General features: G+C 40.1%; 22 protein-coding genes. 6 read left to right on the top strand and 16 right to left on the bottom strand.

All coding sequences use genetic code 11. The features are described from left to right. Positions 1-32: 32 nt before the first annotated feature. Positions 33-392, bottom strand: coding sequence for a hypothetical protein (locus LCL96_RS05955; protein ID WP_224940507.1), 360 nt, complete (start codon positions 390-392; stop codon positions 33-35). 97 nt (positions 393-489) lie between these two features. Further along, positions 490-771 carry a hypothetical protein gene (locus LCL96_RS05950; RefSeq protein ID WP_224940506.1) on the bottom strand — a complete coding sequence of 94 codons (282 nt, stop codon included), beginning with the start codon at positions 769-771 and terminating at the stop codon, positions 490-492. A 71-nt stretch (positions 772-842) separates the two neighbouring features. On the opposite strand from LCL96_RS05950, the gene LCL96_RS05945 reads away from it, so the two are divergent. Continuing rightward, positions 843-1088, top strand: coding sequence for a DNA alkylation repair protein (locus tag LCL96_RS05945; RefSeq protein ID WP_224940505.1), 246 nt, complete (start codon positions 843-845; stop codon positions 1086-1088). Between the two features lie 57 nt (positions 1089-1145). Here the strand turns inward: LCL96_RS05945 and LCL96_RS05940 are convergent, their stop codons facing one another. The 4 genes from LCL96_RS05940 to LCL96_RS05925 all read right to left on the bottom strand — a co-directional run bounded on the left by LCL96_RS05940 (position 1146) and on the right by LCL96_RS05925 (position 5038). Beyond that, a complete protein-coding gene (locus LCL96_RS05940; protein ID WP_224940504.1) occupies positions 1146-2765 on the bottom strand; it encodes an MDR family MFS transporter in 1620 nt (539 codons plus the stop codon). 154 nt (positions 2766-2919) lie between these two features. After that, the gene (locus LCL96_RS05935) at positions 2920-3345 is read right to left on the bottom strand and encodes a MarR family winged helix-turn-helix transcriptional regulator (protein WP_224940503.1); all 426 of its coding nucleotides are present in this window, start codon (positions 3343-3345) and stop codon (positions 2920-2922) included. An 86-nt stretch (positions 3346-3431) separates the two neighbouring features. Further along, positions 3432-3791, bottom strand: coding sequence for a DUF2085 domain-containing protein (locus tag LCL96_RS05930; protein WP_224940502.1), 360 nt, complete (start codon positions 3789-3791; stop codon positions 3432-3434). 326 nt (positions 3792-4117) lie between these two features. Next, a complete protein-coding gene (locus LCL96_RS05925) occupies positions 4118-5038 on the bottom strand; it encodes a CobW family GTP-binding protein (protein WP_224940501.1) in 921 nt (306 codons plus the stop codon). Between the two features lie 215 nt (positions 5039-5253). On the opposite strand from LCL96_RS05925, the gene LCL96_RS05920 reads away from it, so the two are divergent. Continuing rightward, on the top strand, positions 5254-5979 hold the full coding sequence (locus LCL96_RS05920) for a helix-turn-helix domain-containing protein (RefSeq protein WP_224940500.1): 726 nt from the start codon (positions 5254-5256) through the stop codon (positions 5977-5979). Here the strand turns inward: LCL96_RS05920 and LCL96_RS05915 are convergent. From LCL96_RS05915 to deoD, 5 genes are all read right to left on the bottom strand, one after another. Next, the gene (locus LCL96_RS05915; RefSeq protein WP_224940499.1) at positions 5967-6896 is read right to left on the bottom strand and encodes an LCP family protein; all 930 of its coding nucleotides are present in this window, start codon (positions 6894-6896) and stop codon (positions 5967-5969) included. The two genes, LCL96_RS05920 and LCL96_RS05915, sit on opposite strands and share 13 nt — an antisense overlap. A gap of 132 nt (positions 6897-7028) precedes the next feature. After that, positions 7029-8483 (bottom strand): S41 family peptidase, encoded by a 1455-nt coding sequence (locus LCL96_RS05910; protein ID WP_224940498.1) that lies wholly within the window; start codon positions 8481-8483, stop codon positions 7029-7031. Between the two features lie 117 nt (positions 8484-8600). Beyond that, positions 8601-9188: a YitT family protein gene (locus LCL96_RS05905; RefSeq protein WP_224940497.1), complete on the bottom strand. Its 588-nt coding sequence runs from the start codon at positions 9186-9188 to the stop codon at positions 8601-8603. Positions 9189-9333: 145 nt separating this feature from the next. Beyond that, on the bottom strand, positions 9334-10173 hold the full coding sequence (locus LCL96_RS05900) for a D-alanyl-D-alanine carboxypeptidase family protein (RefSeq protein ID WP_224940496.1): 840 nt from the start codon (positions 10171-10173) through the stop codon (positions 9334-9336). Between the two features lie 147 nt (positions 10174-10320). Further along, entirely contained in the window at positions 10321-11025 is a 705-nt protein-coding gene (gene deoD / locus LCL96_RS05895; RefSeq protein ID WP_224940495.1) for a purine-nucleoside phosphorylase, read from the bottom strand. Positions 11026-11155: 130 nt separating this feature from the next. On the opposite strand from deoD, the gene LCL96_RS23395 reads away from it, so the two are divergent. Both LCL96_RS23395 and LCL96_RS05890 read left to right on the top strand, forming a co-directional pair. Continuing rightward, on the top strand, positions 11156-11278 hold the full coding sequence (locus LCL96_RS23395; protein ID WP_263628063.1) for a hypothetical protein: 123 nt from the start codon (positions 11156-11158) through the stop codon (positions 11276-11278). Positions 11279-11295: 17 nt separating this feature from the next. Then, positions 11296-11439, top strand: coding sequence for a hypothetical protein (locus tag LCL96_RS05890; protein WP_224940494.1), 144 nt, complete (start codon positions 11296-11298; stop codon positions 11437-11439). 72 nt (positions 11440-11511) lie between these two features. On the opposite strand, the gene LCL96_RS05885 is transcribed toward LCL96_RS05890, so the two are convergent. From LCL96_RS05885 to LCL96_RS05875, 3 genes are all read right to left on the bottom strand, one after another. Beyond that, complete coding sequence (locus LCL96_RS05885; RefSeq protein WP_224940493.1) at positions 11512-11832, bottom strand: YodL domain-containing protein; 321 nt, start codon at positions 11830-11832, stop codon at positions 11512-11514. 96 nt (positions 11833-11928) lie between these two features. Beyond that, on the bottom strand, positions 11929-12699 hold the full coding sequence (locus tag LCL96_RS05880) for a sporulation protein (protein WP_224940492.1): 771 nt from the start codon (positions 12697-12699) through the stop codon (positions 11929-11931). A gap of 17 nt (positions 12700-12716) precedes the next feature. Continuing rightward, entirely contained in the window at positions 12717-13514 is a 798-nt protein-coding gene (locus tag LCL96_RS05875) for a serine/threonine protein kinase (protein WP_224940491.1), read from the bottom strand. 303 nt (positions 13515-13817) lie between these two features. Here LCL96_RS05875 and LCL96_RS05870 point away from each other — a divergent pair, with 303 nt between their 5' ends. Further along, positions 13818-14909: a DUF2515 family protein gene (locus LCL96_RS05870; RefSeq protein ID WP_224940490.1), complete on the top strand. Its 1092-nt coding sequence runs from the start codon at positions 13818-13820 to the stop codon at positions 14907-14909. Positions 14910-15033: 124 nt separating this feature from the next. Here the strand turns inward: LCL96_RS05870 and LCL96_RS05865 are convergent, their stop codons facing one another. Continuing rightward, the gene (locus tag LCL96_RS05865) at positions 15034-15210 is read right to left on the bottom strand and encodes a YozD family protein (RefSeq protein WP_224940489.1); all 177 of its coding nucleotides are present in this window, start codon (positions 15208-15210) and stop codon (positions 15034-15036) included. Between the two features lie 125 nt (positions 15211-15335). Here LCL96_RS05865 and LCL96_RS05860 point away from each other — a divergent pair, with 125 nt between their 5' ends. Further along, positions 15336-15506, top strand: coding sequence for a hypothetical protein (locus tag LCL96_RS05860; RefSeq protein WP_224940488.1), 171 nt, complete (start codon positions 15336-15338; stop codon positions 15504-15506). On the opposite strand, the gene LCL96_RS05855 is transcribed toward LCL96_RS05860, so the two are convergent. Beyond that, entirely contained in the window at positions 15490-16149 is a 660-nt protein-coding gene (locus LCL96_RS05855; RefSeq protein ID WP_224940487.1) for a hypothetical protein, read from the bottom strand. The genes LCL96_RS05860 and LCL96_RS05855 overlap by 17 nt on opposite strands. Between the last annotated feature and the right edge of the window lie 145 nt (positions 16150-16294).

The following is a 16294-nucleotide window of genomic DNA, read 5'->3' as shown; positions in this document are numbered from 1 at the left end:
TGTTACAGTCACGTTTCAAAGAATGAAGGATTTCACCCTAAAGAAAGGTATTCATTACATTTTTTGTCAGAAACAATGATCAAGTATCCCTCTACATTGAATCCAAGTCGTTTTAATTGCCTCACGCCTACATTACATTCTATAAGGTTGCTCCCCATCACGAGCAAAGGTCCTTCAGGAATATCACTGAAATATCTTCTAATATACCCACAAGGTAAGGCAACTACATCATCGCAATCTCCTTTGGAAGAGTCTTGATAATCCCTGACGTCGACTACAATATGTTCCGACGTCACTTCTCGAGAGAACCACTGTCTTGTTCTTACCGGAAAATATCGATAGTACATCATATATGAAAACACACTGACTAGTAATAAAATTAGTACTGGCATACTGACATCACCCTTTTAATATGAATACCTACATTATATACCTATATAGGTATACAGAAAAGAAAATTGCTCGAAATCCATTTCAATCTGTCCCTTTTCAACCCCGTACTTTAATTAATTGCTCGGCAACCTCTATATGTATTTCAATTAATCCGACTTTATCATCATTCGATAAGCTTGAGTCAGCAATCCTCTTTGTGGCTGTAAAATATTTATCATTCATGGACTTACGCACCCTTGGATGACTATTCGCATCTTCGAGTTCACGTTTAATGGCTTCTTTCAAAATTTGTTCTGGTGAAGCGTCTCCTTCAGGTAAAATCCGATTTTTCCATATTTGTCTATAGGATTTCAGCAGATTACCGAATACTTCCGACATATTCAAACATCCTTTACATAAAAAGTTTAGTATTTAAGCATACTAGAAAAAAACGAAGAAAGGTGATATCAATGACTACACCCTATCGCTGCCCTAGCTGTAAAACGAATCGCACTCGATTCAATATTATACAACAAGTACCACAGAGTGTGAAACTTGATCCTGCTTCCGGAGAGGTCGTTCAAAGTTATGAGCAAGGTCAACTCGATCCATTTCACCTCGCTTACAACGGACCTGAATTAAAAGTTCAATGTGCAGCCTGCGGACTTGTTGAAGATGAAATGACATTCAAAAAATTTGGAGAAAGCACCATGTAATAAAGTAAAGGGTAAACCTCTGTACATCGAGGTTTACCCTTTTATTATAGTTGGATATTAATGATTGGAAGCTTCTTTAAGTTTCGCTTCTTTTTCTTCTTCTGTGACATCTTTGTTTGACATTCTTAATGGAATCTCCTTCATAAAGAAGGTCAGTACGAATCCAACCAGGAGAATGATGGCTCCGATGAAGAACACATTGGTTAAAGCATAACTTAAAGATTCCCTTACACCATCTAAGATCGATGCATATACTCCTTGGAATTCTTTTGGTAATGTTGATTGAAGTTCTTTTAATTTTCCACCATTCATAATATTCTGAGGATCTTGGAGCTGTTTCATCACTCCACTGGTCTTAGGATCTGTAAGTAAAGGTGAGTCCTTCACTGAAGACATTTTCTCCGTCATCTTGGACGTCATAGAAGAGTTCATCACCGTTCCCATGATGGCTACTCCAATTGTTCCACCAATTTGTCTGAACAATTGTGTAGCAGCTGTGGCCACTCCGAGAAACTTATGCTGTACGGCATTTTGAACCGTGAGTGTGAACACAGGGAAACTGAGTCCAAGACCTGTTCCAACTATTATAATATTGAGTAAGGCTCTCGCATTGGTAGTGTCCGTATCCATGAAAGATAATAGAAGCATCCCTGTACTCATGACGAACAATCCGATAAGGGCAAGAAATTTATATTTCCCCGTCTTTGTTATGATTTGTCCACCGATTGTACTTGCAAACACCATGCTTAATGTCATCGGCATCATGACAAGTCCTGATTTAGTGGCAGATGTACCCATTACACCTTGAATGAAGAACGGCATATACATGATGGCCCCAAACATTCCTGCTCCGAGTATGAAACCAATGATATTTGAAAGGGTAAAGATCTTGTTCTTAAACAATTGAAGCGGAAGCACAGGATTACTTGCTCTTCTTTCCGTAATGATGAATAGTACTAGTGCTACAACCGATAATGTCAGTAATCCAATGATCTGAATAGAAATCCATTCATAATCACTTCCCCCCCAGGTAAAGGCGAGCAATAATGGAATGATCGTTAAGGTTAACATGACGGAACCTAAATAATCCACTTTAAGTCCTTTGTTCGGCTCTTGGGAAGGAAACATTTTATAAATCATTCCGAATGCGATGAACCCAACGGGAAGGAATACCCAGAATACCCAGTGCCAATCGGCGTTATCCACGATCCATCCCCCTAGAGTTGGACCGAATACACTTGCAAGACCAAACACACTGCTCATTAACCCCTGCCATTTCCCTCTCTCACGCGGGGAGAATAAGTCTCCTACAGCGGTAAATGCTGTAGACATGATCATTCCGGCTCCGAATCCTTGGATTCCCCTGAAAATGATTAACTGAATAATAGAAGATGAAAGTCCGTTTAAGAACGAACCAATCATGAAGACACCAATCCCAAGCAGGATAAAAGGCTTCCTTCCATACATATCTGATAATTTCCCCACTAATATAGCGGTAACTGAGCTAGTCAGCATAAAAATGGTAAAGACCCAGCTATAATAATCCATTCCGCCAATTTCAGAAATGATTTTAGGCAATGCCGTTCCAACAATGGTTTGATTCAATGCTGCGAATAACATGGCTGACATAATGGCAATCATGATCAATACTTTTTTTCGATGTTCTAAATGTTCCATAATTCTCTGTCTCCCTTAATATTTATAGTATGAATAATTAACTAACTTAAGTAAATGAGCATAATAGAAGGGATGACCGCTTTTAAGGTCAACCCTTATTATTCGTTCCTGTTCAACACTTCTCTTTAGAAGATCAGGACCTAATCTCATTCGATTACTTGCGTACCGATGAATTCAGCAACTTCTCAAACAATTCAATCAGATGGTTGATCTCGTCTTTGTCAAAGGTTTGAAATAACTGCTGAAAATAGTGTGATTTCTTCTCTTCACACTGTGCTAGCACTTCTACCCCTAGAGATGTGAGAGTCAACTCTACGACTCTGCGATCTTCATTCGACCGCTGTCTAGTAATATAGCCTTTTTCAACTAATGTATCTGTAATGGAGGTGATGTGACTCGCTGAAACTTCCATACGCTTAGAAATTTCAGAGGATTTCAATGCACCATTTTCCCTGATGAGTTGAAGAACGCGAAATTCTCCATTTGAAATGAATTCTCCAAAGATGGTTCGAATATCTGATTTCATCATTCTAAAAACGGATCTAAATAATCCTTCTAGATCGAACAATTCTTTTCCCACTAAAAATCGACCTTTCTTACACTCAATAAATACTTCACTAAGTTAACTATTAAATAATATACATTTTTTTAGAGATTGTCAATGATTTAACTTGTTACTAATATGATGAGGCTGACTCCCCATTTAGACAATATGACGATCGCCAGCGATAAGCCCATTCCACAAAGCAGTCCTGTTAGCAACCGAAGGAAATTCGTACTCCGTCTCCATCCCCACTTTTGAGTGAATCCATCCACTAAGAGTGGGATGATGAAAAGAACGGCCATCAATAGATGAACAAAGGTCAACGCTTGAAAGAACAACAATGTAAAAGAAACTCCCAGGATCATCCCAAAAAGGATCCCCATACACCTGAAACAGAGCGGGAATTGTTTACCTTTCACATTCAGTGACCTCTCCGGCATTCTGTGACAAGGCATAAAGGAAAGTGTGATCCATTCATTCATTTCTTTCCCTCCTACGGACTGCAGTCTGGGGTACAGTCACAGTCAGGTGAATCACAATCGAATTTATTCCCTCGCGGAGCCGGCAAACAGTCAGGTGAATAAATAGCACAATCCCAACAGTCATTTGTTCTTTGTCCCTTCTGTTGTTTCTTCTGATAGGATACAACCGTCCAGATGAATAACACGATACTGAGGACGATCAATCCAGTAAATATAAATAACTGCAACCTGGATTCATATATACCTAAGCCATATATTCCAGTAATAAATAAAATGAGTTCTACACTAAACAGTAGAAACACCATTAGGATTCCCCACTCCTTGGACTACATCATTAGGTCAATCTTCTGTAAAGACTGTTTTATTTCTTCTTTATGTAATTTTTCCCCAATTATGACGAAATTGGTGGGATAATTCATTTCTCCCGGCATGAAGAGAGGCATGCCGTAAGAATACTGAAATAATGTTGGATATCTCCTTCCCTGTAGAGGCACATATCCCTTCATTCTGTAAATGGTATCAGGCTGATTTTTCACCCAATCTTCAAAGGCTTCTCCATTCACTTTTCCTTTGAACGTATATACAACCGCTTGTAAAGTTAAATGATCACCAATTGAGGCTTGGTTGTGGGATACCGATCTTTTATGTGCTTTTAAAGACAGGATATCCTCCATCGAAACTTGGGAGTAATTTGTTAGAAATACTTTGGCACTTGGATTGATTTGTTGTAATTCATATGAGAATGTTCCCTGCTCCATTTCACTAAGCAGGTCCATTTTATTTGCTACAATATACTGTGCATGACGGATTTGTTCTCTCATCAAATGTAAGACTGCCGGACTGAAGTCACCCCTGTTCCGCCATTGGAGTCCGTCCACCACAGTGACAATCCCTCTGAAATCGAATCGATCGGCAAACAGTGGGGACAAGATAGAATCCACCACCTCAACCGGATGGGCTGCCCCCGTCGTTTCAATGACCAGCACATCAAATTCTTCATTCATTAAGAGCTCCTGGAGCTGCGATTCCAACTTTTCTGATATGGTGCAGCAAATACATCCATCAAGAAGCTCCCTTAGTGCAGTATCATCATCAACTGCATCACTGTCAATCGATACACTTCCTAATTCATTCAACAATACTGCCGGTTTTTTATTATGATCCTTTAAGGATTGAAGTAATTCTTTCAGTAATGTCGTTTTCCCACTGCCAAGAAAACCTGATAATATGTATACATCCTTTTTCATGTAATCTTCCTCTCCATTAATTCCTATCCATATTCTATTAGAAAGCAGGCAGGAAAACAACGGAGATCCCACTTGAAAGAATGATCTATTCGAAGAATTATACGATCAGGAGCGTTATCCCACTCTGATCACGCATAGAATGTAGTATGTAACAGAGAGAATGATCGAATCAATGGCAAGATAAATTTGTGATGAATGTAAAAGGTGGGAGTATCATGTATTATGAGAAGATTGTTCCCCTTAAGTTAAGAGATTTCCTAAAGAATCCTTCTCATGAAACATTGAAGGATCTTCTGCTCCATAATACCGGTGAAACCGATTATGTGGACTTTAAATCTGATTGGATCGAGTTCACCAAAATGGCAAAACATATCCTTGCAATATCCAATACAGGAGGCGGATGCATTATCATCGGTGTTATGCAATTTGATGATGGGTCCATTGATTTGAAAGGCTTGACGGACGAGGAATTTTTGGATAAAGCAGATGTTGATAATAAACTGCAACATCTGCTTCCAAAATCTTTACGATATAGAACGGAAGACTTCATATTCCCTGAAGCCACTCACCCGATGATGAGTCATAAACGATTTCAGGTACTTATCATTGATTATGATCCGAGATATGTCCCTTATACTTCTATTGTCACAAGGGGAGAATTGCGATATGGGGCCATTTATGCCCGGCAAGGAACAAAAACCGTTGAAGCCACTCACGAAAAACTGGTTGATGTCATTCTCCGCAAAGTCCAATCAGGGGGATCCGACAGCGATGAGCGAACATTAAAAGAGCACCTTGAGCATATCAAGGTACTCCACCTGGAACATAATCTGGCTGAAGATCAAAAGTATAGGAACTATCTTCACGATTTAATCATAAGAAAAATGAAGAAGATTGAAACATATCTGGACCTTGATTCTTCAGATTTTTATTCATGGTAATGTGGATCTAAAAAAACCATTATGGCTTCACGATTCTTTTGTTCATCCATTTTAAGAACAAGACCAGCGTGCGTCGTAGAGAAATCAGTGAAGCTGCCTTCGACGGGTATGCGGAGGGTCTCCACTTTATCGATGGGATTTAATAAAACAGACATACCATATTTCATGATTTCGCTTATAGGTGTGGAAGTTTCAACGTTATTTAATCCTTCCCTGATAAGAGAAGTGATCGTTGTCATGCCTTCACCCGATTGGATCGTTTTCATGAGATTCTCTTCGGCTAACCGAATGATTTCCTGCTGTCTCTCTACTCGTCCAAAGTCGTTGTTGACATCTCCCCTGAACCTTACATATTGCAGGATTTCTTCCCCTTTCAACACTACTTCCCCGGGTTCTTTCAACCACTTCCAGTGATTGATCATCGGCTGGGTTATGCCAACCTTTACCCCTTCAGGGAACACAAGATCCATCATGCTGATGAAATCATTGAAGTCAATCTTCACGGTATGTTGAATCTTCAAATCGAAATTTTGTTGTATCGTTTCAACCAGCAGTTCTTCTCCACCCCAAGAAAAGGCATGATTGATTTTACTCTTATCATGTCCGGGGATTTCTACGAATGTGTCCCTCATGATGGAAACGAGTTTAACCGTAGATGCTTGAGGAATGTATTGTACCACCATCATGACATCAGCACGTGCAGCTTCGTCCTGTCGCTGATCAGAACCAATCAGAAGGAAGTTGACCGGTTCCATTTTTTCGAGTGGAAAGAAAGATTCGCCCTTTACGCTTAGTAAGTTATCACCCGCCGTGCCTCCCTCTGCAGCAGGAAGACCCTCATCTCTCCAAAACGGTGAACCGCTTATGAAAACAATGGCAGAAAGCACGATTGCAAAGGTCAGTACGATTTTTTTCATTGAATCACCTCATATATACTTTCATTGTTGGTATCGGATGCTTATTCTATACGAGGGATCAAAGACCAAATGAGCTATTAGAAAGGAAATAAAAAAATCCCAGGTGAATTCACCTGGGACCACTTTTCATTGTTATTTATTCAAAATCTCAATGGCTTTTTTCAATTGAGGGTCGTTATCTTTCAACTTCTCCCGAAGATCGGTCATAAGCTTCAAGATGGTTTCCCCGTTTAATGTACCCGTCACTTCTAGATCATTTTTTCCTTGGAACTTTTTAACGGCTGTTGTTGTATCTTCATCATAATAGCCATCTACTTTTCCAGGGTTGATGTCTAATGCCTTCAGCATTTGCTCTGCTGTCTTAACCCCTTCAGATAAATCTTCTTCCTTCATCTCCTTGTCAGGATTGATGTATGGAAGCTGGGCATAATCAGGCATCTTCACTTCTACATCCGGTTTGATGCCCTTCTCATGAATCCAATTACCGTCAGGTGTCAGCCATTTAGCTGTCGTAAACTTCATATTTGATCCATCTTTGAAGGTCTCAGCCGTTTGAACGGTCCCCTTCCCGAATGTCTTTGTTCCGATCAAAGGAATATCATTGGATTCGCTCACCGCTGCCGAAAGGATCTCGGCTGCACTTGCACTTCCTTCATCAACCAGGACGGCTGTCGGAACGTCTACCTTTTGACCTGATTCTGAGACATATTTCTGCACTTTCCCTTTACTATCTTCCACCTGGAATAATGTTTTCCCTTCAGGAACAAATAGATTTGAGATTTTGACTGCCTGATCCAATAAACCACCAGGATTTTGTCTAAGGTCTAAGACAAGCTTCTTCATGCCTTTATCGTTCATTTCATTAAGAGCTTCTGTCAGTTCTTTGTACGTATTTTCGGAGAAACTGGTGATCTGGATTTCAGCCACACCGTTATCCTTCATTTCTGCATAAACCGTTTCAATCGGAATCTCGTCTCTTGTGATGGTGACTTCCATAGGCTTATCCTGACCCGGACGCTGTATGGTCAAGGTTACCTTCGTGCCTTTTTCACCGCGTATTAAAAGGACCGCATCCGTTACAGACATTCCCTGTATGCTTTTGTCATCTACCTTTGTGACGATATCATTCGGTTGCAACCCGGCTTTTTCTGCAGGAGAACCTTTTATCGGAGAAACAATGGATATATAGCCTTCCTTCTCCTGGATTTCTGCACCGATCCCTTCAAATGAAGATGAGATGCTTTCCTCGAATTTCTTCGCTTCTTCTTCATTCATGTAATCAGAAAATGGATCTCCTACACTGTCGATCATACCGTTGATCGCACCGTTGACGAGAGTATCCTCATCAAGATCCTTGTAATAATTTTCGTTTAATTTGTCATAGGCTTCATACAGTTTCTGAAACTCCGAACGCTCCGTAACCCCAACGTTGACCGCTTTTTCGTCACCGAACGCAAGTGCAAACGTTGTGATTCCCGCTGTAAGGAAAACAAGGAAAAAGAGGAGCATGACAAACTTGAATTTTTTCATTTTTATGAAACTTGAATGCGTTTCCTGTTGCGACTGTTCTGTCTTATCTTGTTCCAAAGCTTCCACCACTTTCGTTGCTATGTAACTCCTGTGAATTTCCGTTTAGACTATCATAAATCTTGCCACTGAGCAATCAAATGCTCATAACTACTTTATTTTATCAGCTTTTCCTTGTTAGTGAAAGGAAAATCCACCGTCTTCATTATGATGCGTCAAAATCGTCGTAAAAAACCCTACCGTGCTGACAGCCAATAGAGAATATAGAAATGCCTCGGTCCCGATGATCGGAAAGCCCACCATAAGCACAATGCTATCAAAAGCAAAGATCAACTTGCCCACATTAAAGCCAAAACTTTTCCCGATCAACTGTGCCAATAAGTCTGATCCTCCTGTGGCTGAATTCCCCCTCAGCATTAATCCAATCCCGATCCCAACGAAAGCACCTCCGAAAATGGCACTCATAAGTGGAGGGATATTAATCATCATATGCCATTGATAAAAAAAATCGATCATCAAGGAAGAAAGCCACAGGCCATGGATACTATTATAAAAGAGGGCCCTGTCTTTCATGAAAGCAAGAAAATAGAGGGGCACACTAAGAAGGATAATGGTCAGTCCCGGTTTCAAACCAAACCAGTAATGTGCTATTAAACCGATCCCGATCATGCCGCCATCCAGAAAATGATGGGGGACAAAAAATAGATTGATGCCTATCCCAACGAAAACACTTCCTAAAACGATAATGCCAAACACCCTCATCATACAATCCACCCACCCATTTGAAATTGGACAGCCCTATTACTGTTTTATGTGGGAATCCTCTAAAACAGAACAATTGGAGGAAGGGGCTTCTTTCAACAACAAACCAAAAAAGGTCAGGTAAATAGGCCCTGACCCTTTATTAAGATTAGATTTTCTTTACATTTTTAAAGTATTCTTCAAGAGTCCAATCGTTTTCGTGGATTACTTTTGCCGCATCCATTCCGACATATCTATAATGCCATGGTTCATATTGATATTGGGTAACGGAAACCTTATCCTCCGGGTATCGGAGAATGAAGCCGTATTTATAAGCATTTTCAGCCAGCCACTTTCCTTCTTTCGTTTCGGCAAATTCAATATTCACTTGAAATTGATTGCTTTCACTGGAAATATCCATGGCTAATCCTGATTGATGCTCACTTTGTCCCGGTGGTGCCACGGCCATGACCGCTTTTTCTTCACCGAATTGGGCAATTTCCCTTTCAAGGAGCATTTTTTGGTATTCGTACGATCGGTAACCAGAAATGGCTGTCAGGAAGACCCCTTTTGCCTTTGCATCTGCGAACATTTTCTCCAGCTGCTCTGCTGCTTCTTTACGAAGATGCGCCTTTTCCAGCTCCTGATTTCCGAATACAAATGGCACGTTTGGGCGAACTAAGTCAGCAGGCTTATATTCATCTAAAGCGTATTCCTTGTTTACAAGGGCTAATAGATTGGCTGGATTCTGAATGACCTGCTTACCGTCCACCTCTTTTACGTCATTAAAGTATCGGGATTCTAATTGCAGTTCTTCAGGGACCGTTTCTTCAGGCTGTTCCGGCACTGCTTGTTCATCCTGCCCGTTATCCGGTGCTTGAACGTTTGGTTCCTTTTCCTGTGACTCTTGTTGTTTTTGGCCAAATAAATCTTCTGACCACTCTTGTACTTGCGAGCACCCTGATAACATTACCAAGGAGGCAGCAGTTACGAAGATGATCTTTTTCATACTTTCACCTAGTTTCTCTAAAATGGTTCCATCCCCCATCTTACCACGTCAGAAGGATATTGTAAGCAGGAGAAACTTCACAAAAAAGAAAAACTGCCTAAAAACCCATTTTAGGGTTTTAGGCAGTTTCCTTTCCATTAAGCCGCTTTATTCTTGAATCGCTGCTTCCAAAGCTACTTCGATCATTTCATTGAAAGTGGTTTGACGCTCTTCAGAAGACGTTTCTTCACCTGTCAGGATATGGTCGCTTACAGTCAAAACGGATAGTGCGTTTCGGCCATACTTGGCAGCTAATGTGTAAAGGGCAGATGTTTCCATTTCGATGGCAAGAATTCCATACTGAGCCCATTTTTCATGCTCTGCATTATCATTGTAAAACATATCGGCAGTGAACACGTTTCCAACCTTTAAGTTAAGACCTTTCTGTACTCCCGCATCATATGCCCGTTTAAGCAAATCAAAATTCGCTGTTGGTGCATAGTCGATTCCGTTGAACGTTAATTTGTTCATTTGAGAATCTGTTGAAGACGTCATTGCCAGGATTACGTCACGTACTTTTACATCCTTTTGAATGGCGCCGCATGTACCAACGCGGATTAAATTCTGAACATTATAACTTTGCATTAATTCATTGATATAGATTGAAATGGATGGAACACCCATACCAGTACCTTGTACCGAAATTCTCTTCCCTTTATACGTTCCCGTGTATCCAAACATATTACGGACTTCGTTATAACATGTAACATCTTCTAAGAAGGTTTCTGCAATGTATTTTGCTCTAAGTGGATCTCCAGGTAATAAAACCGTTTCTGCAATTTCATTCTCTTTGGCATTAATATGTATACTCACTGATTTATTCCTCCTAACAATACTGTTGAAACACCATTGTAATCCTTTTTCAATCCATATGCAACGCTAGTAAATGGAAGGATAGAATGGCAAGCGGGTGGCAAAATAATAAGCAGAAGGAGTGATTCACATGGCTAATGAAAAAATGAGTAAGAAACTGAAGCAAGCAGTTCAACACGCAAATGAAACCAACCCTTCTACTCGCTCGGGAACCCAGCCGAACTCTTCAAGAACTGAAAAACGCAAGTCTTAGCAGGGGAGGATACACTGATGGGAAAAAAACACCGAAACAGAATCAATGCCCCAAAGAAAAATAATCATATTCAAAAAGAAGCATTAGATGCTGAGCATAATGCCCATGGAAAAGAGCAAACCGGTGCCAATAGAAAAAATGGTCCCGGACATAATATGTAAGTGAAAATGAAATAGGAAAGAGCTTTGCTTCAGGCAAAACTCTTTCCTATTTAAAATGCCTCTCTTCATTCTTTAATGGATGACGATCCTGTTCACTCTTTTCCAGCCATTTGGCTGAAGACGGTAGTAGAAATGGCCTCTCCGTCCTTCATCTATGAATACAATGTCACGTGTAGCTATATATCTGCCCTCATAATCCTTCGGCATTAAGTCTGGTACGTTAAAGGTTCTGAACGTCTGATACAGGGCTTCTTCATGATTATTTGCTTCTAAGGAGATTCTGTATACCTCTTCGTAACCTTTATCCTCACCATAATTGGGCGTTTGGAAAATGGTCATGTCATAGGTGGACCTCAAGAGCTTTGGACGAATGATTTTTTCAAGTATAGGCATGAGTACCCCTCCATCAATAAGTTGTACTCATACAATTACACAAACAGCTTGTCGAATCCTTCAAAGAATCTTGGGAACCTTTGTCGAATCGGATGATTACGCAAATTTGTCTATGGCATCTTGGAGCAGTGACGGTAATTGAGGGACATCTGATGAACGAATGGACATTCTGATCATGGATTCATCCATCTCGAGAGCTTCCGCCAGAAAACCACCCAAGCCCCTCGCCCTTCTGTCCACTTCCAGAAGCAACTCGACCTGATCTTCGGTTTGATTTAGGAACATGACTTCAAGTTCATCCAACTTACGTTGGTATCGACCCTTCACCGGTACAAATTCAAATTCTTGTATGAAAGGATACCTCCCCCTGTAGCGACGAGGTGCCTCTTCACATTCCACTTTCCGAATCCTGAAGCCGAGTTCCTGTACAGAAGTCAGGATAGCATTCGTCAATTGGTTCGGTACAATCTCAATATAGTCTTTGTCTTTTGGATCGACTGCATTTTTGATATCCACTCCCGTTGCTACCCATACTCTTGTGTTTCCGTATGTTATCGGTGTTTCAAATGGTAATGTAAAAGAAAAGGGAATTTCCTTTTTTTCATTCTCAAGAACAGTGAACGGATTGGATATTTGCACCTTTTGAATAGGGGCATAATCGGTAAATTTCTTGTCATCCGATTCGCGAATATATGTAGTGAAGAGAGTTAAAAAGATGGCGTCGATACTTTGTTCCGTACTGCCTCCCGTAATTTCCACCACCCCGTTCACTATTTCTCCTGCTTCATAGCTTGATTTTTCCAATTTTGTATCAACTGTCGCGGCTCCTATACCTATTGAAGCAAATACTTTATTAAAAAATGACATTTGACCTTCCTCCTTGTTTATTCTGTTTGTAAAGTTTGAATGATCTTCTTCAAATCCTCCATCAGGTGAGAACCGTCCTGATATTCTTCGTCAATCTGCAGAAGTCTCCTTAAAATCGCTTTTGTATCCTGATGGATGGAGAGCTCAACTTCCCAGCTTTCTTCCCTTTTACCCAATGGATCATAAGAAGAATACAGTAAAAATAATAAAAAATGACCAATTGCATAAAAGTCACTTTTCTTCGATTTCCCCCTCATGAAATCTTTATGTACTTCGGGAAAATCTTCTTCAGTACGGATTTCACACGCAAGACCAAAATCGATGACTTGAAGCTCCCCTTTATCCAAAAGGATATTCGGAATTCTCAAATCGCGGTGTACATACCCTTTTTGATGAATGAAATCCACTATTTCCACTAACCTCAAACCTATTCGTAAGGATTCTTCCTCTGAATACCTTTTTCCTTCCTGAAATATCAATTCTTCAAAGGTTTTACCCCGCATTTTTTCCATCAGAAGATAGGGGATCCCCTTATATTCTCCTGCTAAAAGGAAACCAGGGATAGAGGGGTTCGATAATGTTTCAAGCGCATTTCTTTCATTCTGGACATATTGGACGTGATTGGAAAATACCTTTTTGTAAGGGCGTATCCGCTTCAAAATCGCCTCTTCTCCATTTCGGAGTTTGACTGAGTAGGTTGTTCCATAGCTTCCTTTCCCAACCATATGAGTGACTTCGAAGCCATCAACGTTATCACCTGATTTCCACGTGTGTTCGAAAGCATTGATCAGACTACGAAAGAGTGTATGAATCATTTTGGCGTCCTCTCCAGGTCAACTGCTAAAGAAACTGGAAAAAAAGCTTTTGCTCTTATGCTTTTTATAATGGTGATGACCAAAATGTTTATGTTTCGATGATTTATGCTTTTTCCACGCATCACTGGAGCTGTAATAATGAGGTTTTGACGAACCAAGTAATCTTTTAATGATTTTCTTCAACATAAACTACCCTCCCAAGAATCTTTCATCTTTCTTTGTATTCATATATACGAATTATTTTTGATTTAGTTTCAAATCAAAAGAACAATTTTTTTCATTCCAACAGAGAGGCGGGATCATTTGGGTTATTCTCTCTTTCGAAAGATTTTAAACCTGTTCAAACCAGGTAAAAATGTCCATACATCACCGCTTCTCGATCTACAGGCGATCGATCGGCTTTACGGGCAAATGAATGGTGTTCCTGTACCTGATATCTACTTCCCTGATGATATCAGGCTCTATAATGAGATCTGCAACAAGGTGCAAAAATATAATGTCAACAATTTGACCAGAACATCTTCCTATCTTGCACTATTTAAGAAACACCCTGAACTTGAGTGGTCTTTTCTTGCTCACATGGTGTCGAGGAATGCTGGTTATCATATGACAGATATCAGAAGCCATATTCTTTCGCACGTATTGGATAGTCATGAACAACGCTCTCTCTTCACGTTTCTGGAGCGATGCAATTCAGCCATCTTCGAAGACGCTTTTCCCCAGTTATTACTTTATGAACAGTGGAAATTAACCGGTCACTCATCTTTTCACCTCTTAAAAAAATTCAATGTCTCCTTATTCATGCGTACCATGTGGGATGAATATCTTCAATCGGGGGACCAACACATATTGACGATTGCACTCATTATGAATGAGCAGCACATGATTCAAAAGAGAATACTATCTGATCCACACTTGAATATCGGGGTGGAAAAGTGGAAGTTTTTTTTACAAGATCGTTTGGAATTAACTTCTATCCTCTTTCCTTATGGAAGAAATCACCCACGTTCTCTCGCAGGACTATCCGTTTCACAATTTGAGAAAGTGAATAGCAGAATTTTGTTAGGAAAGAAGTTGTATAGTGTACTATTTCATCCAATCGTCTTTCCTACCGCATTTTCCTTCTCGATCCACCATCCACATACCGGCTCAAGAAAAGATTACTGGCCGCATATTTATTCGAAGGAAGGGGGAGAAAAGCGCCTCTACAGTCCCGAGTTAAGGTCAGTATGGGAAAACCTGCCGTCTGAGCGTCTTTCCTCTTCTGACTGGTTTATGGACCAGCGGGTTGAGGTGCTGTCGCCTCTTCTGACAATGACCATGCCCCATCATTTCTCCATGACCAGGAGATGGAAGGCACGGACTTCTATTCTCATAAACCTAAAGAGGGATTAACTCAAAATAATGTGCCTCCATGCTTCAGGAAAGAAGACATGAGAGGCACATAAGAGTTAATCCTTGTTATATGAATGGTCAATCCAGACTATTTGAATATCCAAATCAAATGGTTGAACAGATTCTATACATCATCTTCCCATTCTTCATCAATGATGCATTTGGCAATCAGATACTCGAAAGTGATATCCGCTATTTCTTCAAGCTCATCTTCGGTCGGTACATATCCTCTTTGAATAAGTTCTTTCATGAAGAACTCAGCAATTTCCTCGGTGTCGATAAATACTTCTATCTCCCGCATGTGATCGCCCCCTTTGATTCTCAATTTATGACCATACTCTCCCGGTTATGCCAGAAGAAAAAAAGTTTTCATAACACTTTAAAGACAAGCATAGACTTTATCATCAAAGGCAGAGGAGCGATAATATGTTACATACACTTACTCAGAAAACCAAATCAATGTTAAAGGGGCTTGAAAATGGGGAAGGGATGATTGTTTCAGGTATGCAATGGATCCTTCGTGTCATCCTTGTGTCATTCTTACTGATAAGCGTCCCCGTATTTCTATATATTATGTGGCTCATTCCTTCTCTTTAACTATAGATTGCGAGTTTGTATGATTTTTCAACTGTTCTAACACATAATCCATTTTATTCTTGTATTTATTATCCTGGAATAGGAGATACAATGTTTTGTAGTCATTATAATGATCCAGGAGCTGATCAATCCAGCTTGGCTTAGGATGCGCAGGTGAATGAAGTGATTTCGATTTCCCTTCTTTTTTTTGCGGAAAAACGAACCCATATTTTTTTATAAATGCTTCTGCCTGCTCTTCATCTGCAACTAAGGTAATTTCATCTTCATCTGCCTCCAGCCATTCACCATCCGTGATCCTCATTAATTCATAGATCACATCTTCCCAGGCATCGTCTTTATACCTCCATATTTCTGTTCTGAAGCCAACCACTTTAAAGAGGTCCTCTTCATACCCCTTCACAATGACAAGGTCTCCAAACAAAAATTTATACTCAATATCAATTTGTTCCTGTTCAAAAATATATCCATCATAAGAATCAAGCAGTTCTAGTGCTTTCTCCTTGAATAGCCCTTCACTTTCATTCACTTCATATAGAAACTCTCCGTCAAGCTTTTTGATATCGGTAATCTTCCCGACAGTACCATAGATTGTAACGACTACCGTTTCCCCAACTCTGAATCTAGGCTCTTTTCGTTTCTTCATTCTCCCCTCACCCTTAATCGCCTTTTTTATATGATATGCAATTACAATCGTATCGGTATACACGAAATCCCTGACTACCTAATCTTTAGGGTAAGAAATGTTTTTAAAATGAGGTTTCTAGATGAACAAAATGGGTTTTGAAAAA

Source organism: Rossellomorea aquimaris (genome assembly GCF_020172085.1).
Classification (GTDB): domain Bacteria; phylum Bacillota; class Bacilli; order Bacillales; family Bacillaceae_B; genus Rossellomorea; species Rossellomorea aquimaris_E.
The sequence above is the reverse complement of the archived record's forward strand: the minus strand, read 5'-3'. Positions and strand labels throughout refer to the sequence as shown.